The organism is Pseudomonas grandcourensis (genome assembly GCF_039909015.1).
In the GTDB taxonomy this organism is placed as follows: Bacteria; Pseudomonadota; Gammaproteobacteria; order Pseudomonadales; family Pseudomonadaceae; genus Aquipseudomonas; species Aquipseudomonas grandcourensis.
This window is the reverse complement of the sequence record NZ_CP150919.1, coordinates 4121804-4138314: the sequence shown is the minus strand read 5'-3', so window position 1 is coordinate 4138314 and position 16511 is coordinate 4121804. Positions and strand designations below refer to the sequence as shown.

Genomic DNA, 16511 nt, shown 5'->3' with positions numbered 1-16511 from the left:
TCCCTGGCAATGTGCTCGATCAGCCGCGGGTCGATTGCGGCAATTCAGCGACCAGGCGCAACGAAGCGGTCAGCTCGTCCAGTTGGTAGTGCGGGCGCAGGTACGTCACAGCCTTGTAGACGCCCGGTTTGCCCGGTACTTCAAACACCTCGGCACGCGCTTCACGCAGCGGGAACTTGGCCTTGGCTTCCTGGCTCGCGGTGTCGTCCAGCAGCACGTAGCTCGACAGCCACTTGTTGAGAAACAGCTCGACGTCCTTGCGCGAAGCGAAGCTGCCGATCTTGTCGCGCATGATCGCCTTCATGTAGTGGGCGATGCGCGAGGTGGCGAAGATGTATTGCAACTGCGCGGAAAGCCGGGCGTTGGCGTTGGCGATGTCGGTGTTGTACTGCTTCTGCTTCTGCGCCGACTGGGTGCCGAAGAACGCGGCGTAGTCGGTGCCTTTGCAGTGCACCAGCGGAATGAAACCGAGGTCCGACAGCTCTTTTTCACGACGGTCGGTGATGGCGATTTCGGTCGGGCACTTGAGGGCGATTTCGCCGTCATCGGTCTTGAACGTGTGGGTCGGCAGACCTTCCACCAGGCCACCACCCTCGACACCACGGATCGCCACGCACCAGCCGTAGCGGGAAAACGCATCGGTGACCCGAGTGCCCAGCGCGTAGGCGGCGTTCATCCACAGGTACTTGTTGTGGTCGCGGCCATCGACGCTTTCGACGAAGTTGAATTCCTCGACCGGCGTGGTATCCGGGCCGTAAGGCAGGCGACCGAGCACGTGGGGCAGGGTCAGGCCGACATAACGCGAGTCTTCGGAAGCGCGGAACGACTTCCACTTGGCGTATTCGACGGTGTCGAAAATCTTCGCCAGATCCCGTGGGCCGGACATGTCGGTGAACGAATCCCAGCCAAACAATTCAGGCGAAGCCGCCGAGATGAACGGCGCGTGGGCGGCCGCGGCGACGTGGGAAATCTCTTCGAGCAGGTACATGTCTTCCGGGCTGCGGTTGAACTCGTAGTCACCCAGCAGCATGCCGAACGGTGCACCACCGAAGGTGCCGTATTCTTCTTCGTAGATCTTCTTGAACAGCGCACTCTGGTCGAATTCGGAAGCGGCCTTGAGGTCGCGCACCAGGTCTTTCTTCGACGCGTTGAGCAGGTGGATCTTCAGCGTGGTGCTGGTCTCGGTCTGGTCGACCTGATACTTCAGGCCACGCCAGGAGGCTTCCAGCTGCTGGAACTCACTGGCGTGCATGATCTCGTTCATCTGCTCGGAGAGCATCGCGTCGATCTCGGCGATGCGCGCATCGAGTACGGCGATCAGGTCCTTGCTCGGCGTCATTTCGCCTTCCAGGATCTGGTTGACCAATTCACCGATCAGGTCGCGGGTACGGGTGCGCTCGGTCTCGGAGCGGGCCACGCGGCTTTGCGAAATGATGCTGTCGAGCAACGAGGATTGCGCGGTGAAGCTGTCCACTTCAACCAGCGTGCTGTCCTGTTGAGTCACGGTTTGCTTGTCGTTCATCGTCAGGCTCCTACGCTTTGCCGTCGGTGGCTGGAACAGCGGCTTCGCGGCCGAATTCCTTGCCCAGGGTTTTCAACTTCTCGGTGTTCTGCAACACGTCCATCAGCAGCTCTTCGAGCTTGTCGTTGCCGCCCATCTTGTTGCGCAGGTCCGCCAGCTTGTTGCGCACTTCCAGCAGCTTGCGCAGCGGCTCGACCTGCTTGACCACGTTCTGTGGTTCGAAGTCTTCGAGGGCGTTGAAGTTGAGCTCGACACCCAGCTGCGTGCCGTTCTTGGCCAGGGTGTTGTCGACGCGGTAGGTCAGGCGCGGCTTGATGCCCTTGAGCACGCCGTTGAAGTTGTCGCGGTCGATGAAAATGAACTTGCGGTCCTTGAGCTTCGGCAGCGGCTCCAGCGGGTTGCCGGAGAAATCGCCCAGCACACCGACGACAAAGGGCAGCTCTTTCTTTTCCTGAGCGTCACCGATATCCACGTCGTAGGTGATGTGGACCCGAGGCGCGCGAACGCGGTCGAGTTTGTGCTGGGTACTTTCCTTCTTCGCCATCGTGATCTCCTGTGCGAACAATTCGCTGCAAGTCGTTTGCGTGTCGGTTCAATGGGTGGCCGAGCGCGTTACATTCCTTCGATCGTCAGCAGCAGGCGCTGACGGATTTCATCGTTCATTTCCATGATGTTTTCAAAGCCCACCAACTCTTCGAAGCTGGTGTTGCCGGCAATCTGGGTGCTGCTGCGGATCACGGCCTCGTCGGGCAACTGCGAGCGAACCGGCGAGCTGATGACGCAAAAGGGCAGGTCGCCGAAGTCCTTCAAGCGTTCGAAACTGACGGGAAAACGCAGGCCTTCGAGCAGGCGGCTGATGCCGGGCGACTTGCTCAGGCAGTAGAACAGCACCAGGTAATGCACCACGAAGCGGTACAGCTCGGCGCTGCTGCGATTGGGGTCTTTGATGACGGTGCGAAAACGCGCCAGGTCGAACGAACTGAAGCCCACCACCCAGCGCACGGGGCTGGTGATGCGAATGGATTGGCCGCTTTGGGACAGCACCTTGTCGTACTCCAGCGCAAACAGTTGCGGTGTCGTACTGAGCAGGTTGAGGGGCACTTCGAGTTCGTTGACCAGCTGGAACGGAGCGCCCGAGCCGATGCGGTCGTAGAGCTCCTTGAGTTCCTTGAAATGGTGCTGGGTCTCGCGCCCGCTGCTGCGTTGCGCGCCCTGCAGGTATTCACCGAAAAACGCTTGCGGACGGATCAGCAGAGCCAGGGTCGCCAGATAGTCCGAAGCCTGCGCCTTGAGCGCATCGGAAATGGCCCGGGTCTGGCTTCGCAGCTTGATCAATGCTTCAACATCAAAAAACGTCTGAGTCATCGGTACATCGTCCTTGAACACTACGCGACGACTACCCGGATATACACGGGAGTGCGTGCGCAGCGACTAATTTCTCGATTGAACACCTGTTCACGAGTTGTGATCGCTGATGTTTGACATCAAAAAATCACACTGCCAGGAATCATTGGGAGTGCGATGCTGGCATATGGATGTCGAGTTGCCAGTAACGTCGTGTATGGCAACAAGATCTGTAGGAAAGTTCCTACGCGGCGCGGATTTTTTCTTTTTTTTGATACATGCCGCAATGATGTCTTGTTGCCATCATTTGCCGGATCTGAATGGCACAAGTGTCTGAAACCCAATCAATTCAATGGTTTCAGGCAGGTAATGGATCCAATTTTTAATTGAAAAAAATTGAAAAAAGGTGAACCGGTTCACCCAATGCCCGCTTGATGATCCGCTGAGGAAAAGGTTGAAGGATAAGTGTCATATAACCGGCAAGGAAGTGATGGCATCTCACGATGCCCGGGATATACAAGGCGTCCTTTCCATTGCTGAACGAGTGTTCGGGCAATATGGCGTTACATATCGCGGATATTTCTGTATAACGCGCCACGTACGACTACAGCCCATAACTTTCATGTCTGGCCGTGCAATAGCTCGAGGGCTTTCAGGCCTTCGTTAAATGGAATTTATGCTCGCCACGGATGTTAGGCGACGCGACTATTGAGGCCCTGTCTCATGAGAACGATGAAACTCATTGCCGTATTAATTCTCCTGCCGCTTTGCCTTGGTTTGTTTGGTGTCTGGGAGTTACAACGCAGTACCGAGAGCATCACGGAGTTCGCGGATATCAACGCCGAACTGAGCGAGATGCATGTCGAACTCGAAGCGATGGTTGCCAAACCGTTCTCCCGTTCGGCCACGGTCGATATCAACGGTGAGCGCATGGGTGTTCACATGGCTTTGTCGCGCGTTACCCAGGCAGAGCACGAACTGACCATCCTGCAACCGGTGGCTGTCGTGATGAGCAACCTGTCCAAAGGCGTCATCGTCCTCGGCCTGCTGGCCTCGCTGGTCGGCGTACTGGGTCTGTCGGGGTTGCGATGGGCCGGTGCCCGCGCGAGTCATTCCCGTGAACGATTGCTGCACACCTTCAACCGGGTGAGCCGCCTGTTGCCGTACCTGCTGGTAATGCACATCGTCGCCATGGGTGCGGCGGTGGCGGCCATCCTCGGTTTCGAAGGCCTGGGGCTGTGGCACATGGGGAAAATGGCCACCGGTGAATTCAAGCTGATGCTCATCGTGTTGATGCTGATGCTCGGTTTCCTGTATTCGATCTGGCAGATGGGCAAGCAGCTGCCGGTCATGCTGCGCATGTTCCAGTCCACGCCGATGAACGTTCTGGGCCAGGTGGTCACACCGGAGCAGGCGCCGGCGTTGTGGGCCTATGTTCGCGAGCTGGCAGACCAGCTCGGCGCGCTGGCACCCGAGCACATCGTACTGGGCATGACCGAAGGCTTTTACGTCACCTCCAGCGACGTCAACCTGCTCCCGTCAGGCACCGCGCTCAAGGGCCGCACCCTGCACGTGCCGATGATGTACCTGGGCCTGCTCGATTCGGCAGAAACCGGCGCGGTCATCGGTCACGAACTGGCGCACTTCGCCGGTGCCGATACCGAATACAGCCTGCGCTTCGTACCGATCTACGAGGGTATCGGCCGCAGTCTCGGCGTGATTGCCGAAACCATGCTGCAAAGCGATGTGCTGCAACGCACGACGCTGTGGCCGGCGTTCATGCTCGGTGAGTATTTCATGGAGCGTTTCGATCACGCGGTGAACCATTGGAGCCGCGTTCGGGAGCTGGCGGCGGACGCGGCGGGCGCGAAGCTGACGGGGAATATCGCCATCGCTTCGGCGTTGGTGCGCATCTCTGCCATCGACCCTTTGTTGCAGCAGGGTGTATCGACCCATGTGGCCCGCGCGACCAACCCCAGTGCCGAACACGTGCGGACCGGCGACTTGCCAGGCAGCTTGGTGCAGGAACTGGCCGCGCAGCCTCTGACCCTGCCCGAGGAGGAAATGGCAGCCAGCCTGCCTCATCCGTCGGACACCCATCCCTCCAATCTCGAGCGGCTGGCGTCCCTGCAAGTCACGGTCGAAGAGGCCGTCAGTCGCGGCACCCGCCCGATCATCGCGGCACAAGCCTGCGCCGCGATGGATCACTATTTCGCCGACCCCCAGGCATTGCGTGCCCGCATTACCGAGGACTTTCTCGGCCACTATGTAGAGCAGGATGCGGCGGTTGTGCAGGAGTTGCGCAGCCATGCCGGCAATGCCACGGAGGAAGTCCGGCTACATGAAGGCGCACGATTGCGCGGGTGGATTACCCTGATTTGTTTCTCGTGTTTCATGTTGCTGGGCTTGGGCCTGCTGGTCTTGCCGTGGCTGTTTCCACAGGCTTCAGGGAGTAACAAATCGATGATACTGGCCGCTGGTGGGGGGCTCGTCGTATTGATGGCATGCCTGCTGCCGTTCTCGTTGCGCTTGCTCAAGCGGGCGAACAAGACTGCGTTGTTGCTGACACCCGAGCACTTCGTTTTCGCCAACCTCAAGGCCCCACTGCCGATCCGGCACGTCGCTGATTTTGGTCTGCAAATGGGGCAGGGACTGCACTTGAACTTGCTGCTGGAAGACGATGCCCCCATGCCTGAGTTGGCCTCGCGCTCGTTCTTTTCGCCTGATGCGAAGCTCGACAAGAAAAAGCGCTGGGTCCGCTTGCAGTTGATTCAGTTCTGCCGGGACGACAAAAAGCTCAAGAATGAGCAATTGGCGGAACTGATAGGCACCTACCTCAATGCAGGCACTGCGCGGCACTTGCTGCAGCAGCGATTCGAGCAGGCCTGAAGGCTTTCAGCATTGGCAAGCGTGGGGCGCCGGGTTCAATGGCTCCCTGCGCAAAGCTGATGAAGATCTGATAGCAGCCCTTGCAGTTGGTTGTTTTCGTCCAGCAAGGGTTTTGCGTTCTCATACAGAACAACGTCGTTGATCGAGCCCATGCCGCCGTACAGCGACATCAATCGAGACAACGCGTACGCCGTATCCTGGGGCAGCGCAAGGCTGCACTCCTCAAGTCTGTCTGCCCATTGCGGGTGGCCGAATGTCCTCAGCAGTTCTGCCGTTCGGGCGATGTTCGAGGAGATCTTGTGGATGTCTTTCATGGTGACAGCCCTGAGCCGTTGTGTTTTCGGTGGGTCACTTTTCAAAGCTCACAACGCTGATGGAGCCATTGTGCCAATCGACCGAGTAACTGACGCCATTCCAGTTGCCAGCGATCAGCGCCCCGGCTGCACAATCAGCAAATCATCCAGCGCTCTGCGGCGACACCTCATGGCAAACGCCAGGGCTGTTTCCTGCTTGACGGTTCTGAAGCGTATAGGGTGTTTTAGCTTTTACAGTCACCCGGCTTTAGTGTGATTTCAGTAATCGGATGTGCGTTCGAACTGGCGTACTGATAGGTGATTTTGTTGCCGAGTGCCAACACCAATAGATAAGCAGTTTGGCTGCATAAGCTGTTGTTGATTTGCTGGGTCAGGTAGTTCTGATAATAGATTTGTTCGCCCGGACGACCTTCGTACCCGGCAAGCGTAATTTTATAAAGGATCGTACGGTCGGCAAAGGTTATGTCGTCAATGCGTGTTGCTGTGTCCAGCATGATGGGCAGGCTTTTCTGCTGTTGCTTGACGACTTCTGCAAGGACGGTGTCGGCATCCTGTGCATGGAGAGGGGTTGTAACAAGAAGTGCAGTTACAAGGGCTAAAGGGCGGAAGCTGAAATAGTAGGGCTTCAACTACATTCTCCTTGAATGATATTGAGTTTTGAGTAGCCGGAGCTTTGACAATCCATTCGATAGCGCCGTGAGTTTCATTGCTTGCAGAGGCTTGTTTTTCAAGGTCTATGACATTGAAAAGCTACAGCATTTTATGTGCTTATGTAGGTTTTGGATTACTGTTCTTCTTTTCTCCCATCTGGGCTTTCAGTCGACGTAGCGTCGGGGATTCTCCTCCGATCAGTTCGATTTTAAACTCCGCAAAAGCGTGCTCAAGCTCTGCATATTGCTGCAACCCCTCCTCAGTGAACAGATAGCGTCCAGGGATATCCCGCCATTCCATAGGTGTGCGGATTTGACCACGCTCGGCCAAATCCATCAGAGGGGCCAGTTCTAGATCCAATTTAGCTGCAGCAGGGTCTTTTGCCTTTAATGCATCGATGGCTGCTCGTAGCTTCAGGGTCTTTTCTTTCAGTTTTTCGATATCCATAGGAGGCTCTAGTTAGCTGTGGTTCCGATCAATTTTGGTGTTCCCCACTCGCCACGGTTAGGTGTCAGATATTGGAATGATTCACCGGTTCTCTGGATTGCACCGCTCAATTCTGATGTAGGGGCGACTTTACTGACAAAAACCTCGGTTGGCTTCAATGGTGCCATCTCGTAGATCGAATAGGTGGTTGATTCGCTGCTCAACGGCAATCCGAACGAATCAGCCAGTGTCCTCCCGGAGTTCGCGGCAGCCTGTAGCTCCTCATGAGTGGTAAAGAACGGCGAGTAAGGTGAAACGCCTTGGCCTTCGGGTACGATTTTCACAAGGGGCGAATCCATTAACCTTACTTCGGGGATGGTGGAGCCGGAAGCTACCTGGTCGAACGCCCGTGAGTAGATGGTTGTTGCATCAGCGTCAGGGGCAGCCGCTTGCAGTTTGCCCAGCAGTTTTTCCCCGTCAGGCGTATTCAGGAAGCCTTCGATTTGCTCGTTCGACAAGCCCTTGGTCTGGAAGGTTTTGACCTTCTTGACCTGATCCTCCACCGAAACGAAGTCAGGGTCCTGCTTGGCGTAATACTCACGCATTGTCTCCGGCTCGGCCTTCTGAAGAGGCGCCGGTTCCCTCACCCGTAACTCATCTCGAGCCAGCAACTTCTGCTCATTCCTTGCCAACCAACCCGCCAACTGCTTGTTCGAAATCTCTGCCTGAAGCTTCGCGCTGCGGGTCGCGATGCTTTCCATGCTGTTCATCACACCCGCTTTCATCTGACCCCGTGTCAGGTAGGTGACGATGGCTGTGAGCAGCAGCAATACGAGCTGCTCCTGGCCGCGGGCCAGTTGTCGTGCCGCGCGTTCGACGCGTTCCTGTACCAGTGCGGCGGAGCCGCCGCTGGGGTCCAGGCCGGACGGTTTGACGCCTTCTTCGGCGTGCCAGGCCGTGGCGATGCCTTCCTGCAAGGTCGAGAGGCAGGCGGGCAGGCCCTGGTAAAAGTATTCGGCGATGGCGGACAGGCCCAGGCCCATGAGAATCAGGTTGCCGACCTGCAGGCCGATACCGGCCCCGGCAGCGGCTCCGGGGGCAGCGCCGATTCCGAATGCAAAGGCCCCCGCTGCGCCGCCGGCCACGGTGCCGATCGCCACGCTGCCGCCGAGAATCATCGAGACTTCTTTGACCAGTTGCAGCAGCACCGGCAGGATCTGCTCGATTTCAATCGAGGCCCACTTGCGCTTGAGGTCCATCTGGATGATCGGGTAGGAGAGGGTCATCGCCTGATGCACCGCATCGATGCGATGACCGCCCATGTAGCCATAGGCCTGGCTTGCGCCATTGCTGACACGCCGGGTGAAGCCGTTCCAGTTGTCGTGAGCGCTGCGCAAGCCGTCGTTGACGCCCTGGTTCAGCTCGTTGAATTTCTGGTCGAGGTTGCGTTCGACATCGGCCCAGCTGGGCACGTTGGCTAAAAGATCCATTTACTCGTCACTGTCCTTGGGGAAAAGGCGCTTCCTTGTTGCTGCGGTCGAGCTGTCGAATATCCGACTTCACACCATTGCCAAAGTGATGGCTATCAGCCCTGCTTCAGACTGCGGGGCGAGTTGAAAATTTCAACATGGATCCCATTTTTTGTTATTCGCGTTACATTCGGCAATGATGGCAATAAGGCATTAGTTGCCAATCAGTGGCACCTAACTTCCCGTTCATCCTTGATATATCGGCGTTTCTGGGCGGCCAGCGTGGCGATAATTATTTTTCAGGGATTATCCCGAGCTGAGTTCGAAGTGCGTGGAAGTGCCCGCATGCACTGCGTGCGGGTTGACACAGTGCATGACATGGGTGTCTCCTTCCCGCGTTCAAGAACCCGTGATACCTGTAGAAGTGTGACAAATTTCTCAAATATTTGCCGGGTAATGGCACTTTCATACTGCCTTGTGGTCGCAGTTCCTGACGCACAATCGCGTGTAAGGGATTTCATTCGGTGTTTAAAAAAATCGATGAAAATGAAGGATTTCTTGCAGGTGGACTCTGGCAGAACTTGCAGATGATTCGTGCCTCAGACCGAAAACATCGGGTGGCGAAGTGTTCGCCTGATTCAATGTTGCGGCAAACAGGGTTTAACCCTCTTATCTGATTCGTTATGCACAGTGGTTGAGAGAGGGCGGTAGCTTTCCACTGTTTTCAAGGAGATACACATGTTGATGGACCTTGCCGCAATTCTTTCCCCGCAAAATCGGCGCCTGTTCAAGTTCAAGAACCTCGCCAACCCCGAACAGCAATTGTTGCTTGAGTCCTTCAAGGGGACTGAAGGTCTGTCTCGTGCGTACAACTTCGAGTTGTTGCTGGTGTGCCAGGACTCCGACGTCGAGTTGAAGTCGATGATGGGCCAGCACGTGGTTCTGGAAATCGAGCTGGCAGACGCCTCGCCTCGTTACCTGGCAGGCTACCTCACGCGGTTTGCCAGTATCGGCAGTGACGGCGGCATGGCGCGTTATACGGCGACGCTGAACCCCTGGTTCTCGATGCTGAAAAACCGCTTCGACACGCGCATTTTCCAGGGTTGCACGGTGGAAGATGTCGTCACCCAGGTGTTTGCCTTGTGCACCGCGTTTTCCCGCCATGAGTTCCGCCTGAGTAAGCCGCTCAAGCATTACACCTACATCACCCAGTACCGTGAATCGGACTTCAACTTTGTCCAGCGCCTGCTCGAAGAAGAGGGGATGTTCTACTACTTCGAGCACACCGCCGAAGGCCACACCATGATCATCTGCGACGACTCCAGCACGTTGGTGCCGTTGCCTGAACAACCGCAGATCCGCTTCCACACGGCATCGGTCACCGAGACTGCCGACTCCATTACCCAATGGAGCGGCAACCGCCAGTTGCAGTCCGGGAAAATCGCGGTCCAGACCTTCGATTATCGCCAGCCGTCCAACCGCTTGCCGGTCGCCATGAAGAGCCTGAACAAGCAGGGCGATGTCGACGAATTCGAAATCTATGACTTCCCCGGCCAATACACCCACGGCACCTACGACGAAGGTGAAGCGCTGCTGCGGTTGCGGGTCGAAGCGCTTGAACTCAAGGGCAAGAACTTTCATGGCGCCAGTAACTGCCGCGCAATGAAACCCGGTTATACCTTCGAACTGCTGCAGCATTACGATCACGATCAAGGCCCCGCCGATGATCGTCAGTTCCTGCTGATGAGCGTCGAAAGCGAAGGTCACAACAACTACCTCAGCGGGCACCAGGCGAGCTACTACAACACCTTCGCCTGCGTGCGCAAAAAGATCGTCTTTCGCCCTCAGCTCACCACCCCGCGCCCGACCATCTCCGGCCCGCAAACCGCGATCATCGTCGGCCCGCCGGGGGAGGAAATCTTCACCGACGAACTCGGCCGGGTGAAGGTGCAGTTTCACTGGGATCGCAAGGGCGAGCACAACGACAAGAGCTCCTGCTGGGTCCGCGTCGCCCAGGCGGGTGCCAGCGGCGGTTTCGGCAGCATCCAGATTCCCCGTGTGGGCGATGAAGTCGTGGTGGTGTTCCTCGACGGCAACCCCGACCGCCCACTGGTCATGGGCAGCCTCTACAACAGCCAGAACACCCCACCGTGGTCGCTGCCGGCGAACAAGACGCAGAGCGGGTTCCTGACGCGGTCGATGAAGGGCGACGGCGGTACGGCGAACTTCTTCCGCTTCGAAGACAAGTCCGGCGCCGAGCAGATCATCATGCATGCCGAGCGCAACATGGACACCGAGATCGAGGTCGACGAGACCCACAGTGTCGGCAGCAACCGCACCATCACCGTCGGTGGCGCGCACACCGAAACCATCAAGAAAGACACGGTGATGAATGTCCAGGAAGGCTCGCTGACGATTCAGGTCGACAACCAGTTCATTCAGGTCAGTGCCAAACAGCACATCATTCTTCAGGTGGGGGACAGCAGCATCACCCTCACGCCGGACGGCATCGAGATCAAGGGCAAGGCGATCACTACTACGAGTACCGGCACGACCCAGATCACCGGTTCCGAGGTCAGGGTCAATGACTGAGGTAGTGGCGCCATGATCAGAACCAGCCTCTACGATCGGATTTCCGAAAAGCGTATCGCGCAGGAGGAAGCTGCTCGCGTCGAGCTACAGAACGCGCCGGTCATTGAACCCGATCCGGAACCCGAGCCCGAACCTGTGGTGGCGCTGCAAGACACGCCCAGCAGTTTCAGCTTCGGTGGCTTCAGCCTGGCATTCCCGGCGGGGTTCAATTTCCGTGAGATCCAGACCACCCTCGAACACCAGGGCGAGCCGGTCAACCTGACCATCAAGCGTCGTGATGTGCAACAGGGGCTGACCCTGGCGCAGCTTTTCGAAACGTCGGTGCAGGGCTTTCGCAAGGACCACCCGGACGTGCGCATCATCCGCCAGCGCGATGTCAGTGTGGCCGGCAGTGCGGCGAAGTCCGTGGACCTGCATTTCAAGTCCGGTCATGCCGAACGTCACGCGCGCCTTGTCGGTGCCCTGGTGCCTGTCGCCGGGCGTGACGATGCGCAATGGCTGAGCATTGCTTGCGAGATTGATCCGGCCCGGCCCGCGCTCAGTCTGTGGCTGGTTGATTTTGACGGCATGCTCGACGGCCTTGCCGTGCGCTGAACGCCTAATTTTTTTGATTCAAGGAAGTTACCCAAAATGGATTATGAGTTGCAGGAAGGCAGCATCGCGTTGCCGCAAGGTTTTCAGGACCGCACGGTGAACATGTTTGTGTTGGGGGCGAGTATTCCAGCGCCGTTGAGCATCACCATTTCCCGGGACACATTGCTGCCCGGCGAAGTGCTCAAAGCCTACGTCGAGCGTCAGATCAAGATGCTCGCGTCCAAGCTTCGCGGCTACACGCTGCTGGGCAAGAAGGCCGTTGCATTGTCGACCACCGCGCCGATCGAGGGCGTGCAGATCGATGCGTATTACATGACCGATGGCCGACCTTTCTATCAGCGCCAGGCGGCGTTTCTGATCGAGCCTGGACGCGCGATCATTTTTTCCACCACAGCCCAGGCTGACTTCAGCAGCGAGCAGAATCAGAACTGGATTGACCTGCTGGCGAGCTTTCAGCCTCGCCAGCCCGGCGGCACCAAGACCGACTCCAGCGCGCAGGAGTAACGGCCATGTTCGAAGCCGCAAGGTTTGGCGATGAACTGTCGCACACCAGCGCCCTGGGCGGATTTCTCATCGGCGCGGCGCTCGGTATAGCGTTAATCGCTACGGTGGCGATCGCGACGTTCACCTGTGGGTTTGGCGTGGCTTTGTTGGCGGGCTTGGCCGCAGGCGTCGGAGGTAGCCTGCTCACCGCGGCCGGGGAGAAGATAGGCAGTATGTTTTCTTCACCCGCGGGGACCATCGTCACCGCGTCGCCCAACGTCTTCATCAACAGCCGCAAGGCTGCCCATGTCGAAAAAAGCACGGGCGCCTGCGACAAGCATCCCGGCCCGGTAAAGGTCGCCGAAGGCTCGACCAACGTCTTCATCAACGGCACGGCGGCCGCCCGCAAGGGCGACAAGATGACCTGCGGCGCGACACTCTCCAGCGGTTCGGACAATGTCTTCATCGGTGGCGGGACCCACCGCTATCTGCCAGTGGACGACGAGATCCCCGGTTGGTTGCGGACCACAGTCGACATCCTCATGGCGGTCGCCGGTGCGGCCGGTGGTATCGCCCAATTGATCAAGGCCGGGACCCAGGCCGGCATGAAAGCCGTCATGCCCTGCGCACTGAAATTCACCGCCGGGTTCGTCGCCGGTGAGGTCGCCTCGCGTTATGTCGTGGGGCCGGCCATCGAGCGCGCGGTGGGAGGCTTGATCGGCAACCCGGTCGATGCCACTACGGGCCGCAAGCTCATTACCGACGAAACCGACTTCAGTCTGCCGGGCCTGATGCCGATTCAATGGTCCCGCTTCTATGCCAGCGACCTGAGCGTCGACAGCGTGCTCGGCAAGGGCTGGGTCTTGCCCTGGGAGCAAAGCCTGCGTCGCAGTGGCGCGTTCGTTTACCTCACCGACAATCAGGGGCGCAGCGTTCCGTTCGTGGACGTGCAGCCGGGGGAGCGCATCTACAACCCCCATGAACAGGTGCATCTGGTCTGCACCGAGGGCGGCCACTACCTGCTGCAAACCCTCGACAATACGTTTTTCTACTTCGGCGAAGTCGCGGACGACAACATCCCGGTACCGCTGCAACGCATCGAAAACGCCCTGGGCCACTTCCTGCATTTCACCCACACCGCCGAAGGCATGCTCACCGACATCAGCGCCACCGGTGGCGTGCGGGTACACCTGCATTACGACAACCCGCTGGGCCGCCTGACCGACGTCAGACGCGTGGTCGATAACGAGGCCGTTGAAACCCTGGTGCAGTACCGTTACGACGACAACGGCCAGCTCGCTGAAGTCATCAACCGCAACGGCGATTCAGTGCGCCGTTTCAACTACATCGACGGCGTGATGGCCAGCCACAGCAACGCCCTGGGCCTGACCTGCAACTACCGCTGGGAGCACATCGACGGCCAGCAACGGGTAGTTGAGCACTGGACCAGCGATGGCGAACGTTTCCAGTTCCGCTACGACATCAAGGCGCGCACCACGCGGGTCACCGACGTGCTCGGACGTGAAGCCGAGCTTCATTACAACGCCGATCATCGCGTCACCGCCAGCCGCGACTTCGGTGGCGAGCACTACGTCATCGACATTGATGACACCGGCAACATGACCGGCCTGACATTGCCCGACGGCAACAGGCTCCAGTTCAAGTACGACGAGTACTCGCGCCTGCTCGAAGAGACCGACCCGCTCGGGCGCGCGATCAAATACCGCTATCACCACCTGACCCCGCTGGTCACGCAGGTGGACTACCCCGACGGAAGCACCTGGCAAGCCCGCTACGACGACAAGGGCAACCTCATCGCCGAAGTCGATGCCCTCAGCCACACCACCGAATACCTCAACGGCGACGATGGCCTGCCGCACACCATCATCGATGCGACGCGCAAGTCCAAATACCTGTGGTGGAACACCCTGGCCCAGGTCGAACGCTTCCAGGATTGCTCGGGTAAAAACACCACCTACCGCTTCGACGAGCGCCAGCACCTGGTCGCCGTCATCGACGCGCTGGGCCAGACCACCACGCTGGAACGCAAACCCGACGGCGAAGTGCTGCGCATCAAACACCCGGACGGCAGCGCCGAGTCGTTTACCTACAACGCCCTCGGCCAGGTACTGACGCACACCGACGGCAAAGGCCACACTACGCGCCTGCTACGTACCGCCCGGGGATTGCCAAGCAGCCGCCAGGACGCCAAGGGCCAGCGCATCCGCTACGAATACGATCCGGCGATTCGCCTGACCGCGCTGATCAACGAAAACAACGCTGCGTACCAGTTCGCCTACGATGCGTCCGACCGGTTGATCGAAGAAAAACGCATCGACAACCTGACCCGGCGCTTCAGCTACAACCTCGGCGGGCATCTGACCCAGGTCGATGAAACCGGCTACGGCGAACGCGGCGAGCGGCCACAACGCCGCACCGAGTTCGAGCGCGACAGCATTGGCCGACTACTGGCCAAACTCAATGCCGATGCTCGTCAGGATTATGTGTATGACGACGCTGATCGCCTGCTGTCGATCCAGCGCCTGCCGACCACGCAGGGCAAGCAAATCGGTGTCAGCGAGGAAACGCTCGAATTCTCCTACGACCTGCTCGGCAGGCTGATCCAGGAGACGACGGCTCAGGGCGCCTTGTCCTACGAATACGACCCGCTGAGCAACCTCACCACCCTGACGTTGCCCACCGGCCAACACCTCAATCACCTGTATTACGGCAGCGGCCACCTGCACCAACTCAACCTCGACGGCCAGCTCATCAGCGACATCGAGCGCGACGACCTGCACCGCGAAGTCCTGCGTACCCAGGGCACCCTCACCAGCTGCTTCGGCTACGACGCCATGGGCCGCAAGAGCTGGCAGTTCGCCTCGCGCCTGCCGGCGGAAAAACTCTCGCGCCTGCACAACCCCGGCATCCAGCCCGACCTGCTGGTGGAGCACGCCTACAACCCGATCCACCGCCGTCACCAGTACGACCCCGCTGGCGAACTGACCCGCACCCTCGACAAACTGCGCGGCGAGATCAAGTACGAATACGAAGCCAACGGCCAGTTGCACAGCCGCGACACCGGCCAGTTGCTCGACAGCGAAGAATTCCGCTACGACGCCGCGGCGAACCGGCTGAATTTCAACACCAGCCAGTTTGACCACGTCAAAGACAACCGCCTCAAGCGCTGGCGGGATCAGGAATATGCCTACGACGCGTGGGGCAACCTGATTGAAAAACGCAGCGGCATGGGCAAGCTGCAGACGTTTCGTTATGACTGTGAAAATCGCTTGGTGCGGGCCGAGATGTTGGTCAATGGCAAGCTGGAAAGTACTGGCTCGTATCAGTACGACAGCCTCGGGCGGCGGGTTGCCAAGGTTTCAGAGGTCAACGGCAGATCCGAGCAGAAGCGTTTCCTCTGGCAAGGCTTGCGGATGCTGCGTGAGGAGCGTCCAGGGCAGAGCAGTCTGTACCTGTATGAACCGGGGAGTTATGCGCCGTTGGCGCGGGTTGACCAGGCGGAAGGTGAGGAGCAGCAGCTTTACTACTTCCATACCGACCAGATTGGTACGCCGCTGGAGATGACGGACCGAGAGGGGCAGATTGTCTGGCAGGCGACGTACAAGGCGTGGGGTTCGGTTGAAAAGCTGGTGGTCAATGACGTCGAGCAGAACCTGCGGTTTCAGGGGCAGTATTTTGACGATGAGACGGCGCTGCACTACAACACGTTTCGGTATTACGATCCGGAGGTGGGGCGGTTTGTTACGCAGGATCCGATTGGATTATCCGGCGGAGTCAATCTGTACCAATATGCTACTAGCGCTATTGGTTGGATCGATCCATTGGGGCTTTGCTCCAAAGCGCTAAGCAACAATATGACAAAAGGTGGAACTCCCCGCCCCGCAAACTCCGCTGCACATCACATCGTTGGTGATACTGCCAAGCTTGCAGCTCCTGCGAGAGCGGTCCTGGCAAAGCATGATATTCATGTGGATGATGCAGTCAATGGAGTGTTTTTGCCTAATCGTAATAACTTTGACTCGAGCGTGCCGGGGATCCTGCATAATGGTAAGCATCCAAATTCTTATTTTGAAAGTGTTAACCAGCTTATAATTAGTGCAGATAAGGCTGGTGGCAAGCCGATGGTTTTGAAGACGATCGATAGAATTCGCAATACATTACTTACGAGTCCACGGGATGCTCAGTGGTCCGGATTATTTGGGTGAT

At 58.2% G+C, this 16511-nt stretch carries 12 protein-coding genes; 5 read left to right on the top strand and 7 right to left on the bottom strand.

Translation table 11 applies throughout. From position 1 onward, the window contains the following. Positions 1-19: 19 nt before the first annotated feature. The 3 genes from tssC to AABM52_RS18395 form a co-directional block, all read right to left on the bottom strand. Positions 20-1522, bottom strand: a complete 1503-nt coding sequence (gene tssC, locus AABM52_RS18405; RefSeq protein WP_056723981.1) for a type VI secretion system contractile sheath large subunit — start codon at positions 1520-1522, stop codon at positions 20-22. A 10-nt stretch (positions 1523-1532) separates the two neighbouring features. Beyond that, positions 1533-2066, bottom strand: a complete 534-nt coding sequence (gene tssB / locus AABM52_RS18400) for a type VI secretion system contractile sheath small subunit (protein ID WP_007978739.1) — start codon at positions 2064-2066, stop codon at positions 1533-1535. A 68-nt stretch (positions 2067-2134) separates the two neighbouring features. Beyond that, positions 2135-2887, bottom strand: a complete 753-nt coding sequence (locus AABM52_RS18395; RefSeq protein ID WP_046042535.1) for a hypothetical protein — start codon at positions 2885-2887, stop codon at positions 2135-2137. Positions 2888-3589: 702 nt separating this feature from the next. Here AABM52_RS18395 and AABM52_RS18390 point away from each other — a divergent pair. Then, positions 3590-5755, top strand: a complete 2166-nt coding sequence (locus AABM52_RS18390; protein ID WP_347907341.1) for a M48 family metallopeptidase — start codon at positions 3590-3592, stop codon at positions 5753-5755. A gap of 35 nt (positions 5756-5790) precedes the next feature. Here the strand turns inward: AABM52_RS18390 and AABM52_RS18385 are convergent, their stop codons facing one another. From AABM52_RS18385 to AABM52_RS18370, 4 genes are all read right to left on the bottom strand, one after another. Further along, on the bottom strand, positions 5791-6069 hold the full coding sequence (locus AABM52_RS18385) for a hypothetical protein (RefSeq protein WP_347907340.1): 279 nt from the start codon (positions 6067-6069) through the stop codon (positions 5791-5793). Positions 6070-6293: 224 nt separating this feature from the next. Then, entirely contained in the window at positions 6294-6698 is a 405-nt protein-coding gene (locus AABM52_RS18380) for a hypothetical protein (RefSeq protein WP_347907339.1), read from the bottom strand. Positions 6699-6837: 139 nt separating this feature from the next. Then, positions 6838-7167, bottom strand: a complete 330-nt coding sequence (locus AABM52_RS18375; RefSeq protein WP_347907338.1) for a hypothetical protein — start codon at positions 7165-7167, stop codon at positions 6838-6840. Positions 7168-7175: 8 nt separating this feature from the next. Then, complete coding sequence (locus AABM52_RS18370; protein ID WP_347907337.1) at positions 7176-8636, bottom strand: DUF6861 domain-containing protein; 1461 nt, start codon at positions 8634-8636, stop codon at positions 7176-7178. A 717-nt stretch (positions 8637-9353) separates the two neighbouring features. Between AABM52_RS18370 and tssI the strand changes: the two genes are divergently transcribed. Genes tssI through AABM52_RS18350 form a run of 4 tightly spaced genes read left to right on the top strand, consistent with a single transcriptional unit; the run spans position 9354 to position 16510 of the window. Then, entirely contained in the window at positions 9354-11207 is a 1854-nt protein-coding gene (gene tssI / locus AABM52_RS18365; RefSeq protein ID WP_347907336.1) for a type VI secretion system tip protein TssI/VgrG, read from the top strand. A 12-nt stretch (positions 11208-11219) separates the two neighbouring features. Continuing rightward, positions 11220-11801: a hypothetical protein gene (locus AABM52_RS18360; protein ID WP_347907335.1), complete on the top strand. Its 582-nt coding sequence runs from the start codon at positions 11220-11222 to the stop codon at positions 11799-11801. Positions 11802-11837: 36 nt separating this feature from the next. Further along, positions 11838-12305, top strand: coding sequence for a DUF1795 domain-containing protein (locus tag AABM52_RS18355; RefSeq protein ID WP_347907334.1), 468 nt, complete (start codon positions 11838-11840; stop codon positions 12303-12305). Between the two features lie 5 nt (positions 12306-12310). Next, positions 12311-16510 (top strand): RHS repeat-associated core domain-containing protein, encoded by a 4200-nt coding sequence (locus AABM52_RS18350; protein ID WP_347907333.1) that lies wholly within the window; start codon positions 12311-12313, stop codon positions 16508-16510. Position 16511 lies beyond the last annotated feature (1 nt).

Coding starts and splice junctions, on each gene's coding strand:
- tssC (WP_056723981.1), bottom strand. CDS start 1,522: ATGAACGACAAGCAAACCGTGACTCAACAGGACAGCACGCTGGTTGAA.
- tssB (WP_007978739.1), bottom strand. CDS start 2,066: ATGGCGAAGAAGGAAAGTACCCAGCACAAACTCGACCGCGTTCGCGCG.
- AABM52_RS18395 (WP_046042535.1), bottom strand. CDS start 2,887: ATGACTCAGACGTTTTTTGATGTTGAAGCATTGATCAAGCTGCGAAGC.
- AABM52_RS18390 (WP_347907341.1), top strand. CDS start 3,590: ATGAGAACGATGAAACTCATTGCCGTATTAATTCTCCTGCCGCTTTGC.
- AABM52_RS18385 (WP_347907340.1), bottom strand. CDS start 6,069: ATGAAAGACATCCACAAGATCTCCTCGAACATCGCCCGAACGGCAGAA.
- AABM52_RS18375 (WP_347907338.1), bottom strand. CDS start 7,167: ATGGATATCGAAAAACTGAAAGAAAAGACCCTGAAGCTACGAGCAGCC.
- AABM52_RS18370 (WP_347907337.1), bottom strand. CDS start 8,636: ATGGATCTTTTAGCCAACGTGCCCAGCTGGGCCGATGTCGAACGCAAC.
- tssI (WP_347907336.1), top strand. CDS start 9,354: ATGTTGATGGACCTTGCCGCAATTCTTTCCCCGCAAAATCGGCGCCTG.
- AABM52_RS18360 (WP_347907335.1), top strand. CDS start 11,220: ATGATCAGAACCAGCCTCTACGATCGGATTTCCGAAAAGCGTATCGCG.
- AABM52_RS18355 (WP_347907334.1), top strand. CDS start 11,838: ATGGATTATGAGTTGCAGGAAGGCAGCATCGCGTTGCCGCAAGGTTTT.
- AABM52_RS18350 (WP_347907333.1), top strand. CDS start 12,311: ATGTTCGAAGCCGCAAGGTTTGGCGATGAACTGTCGCACACCAGCGCC.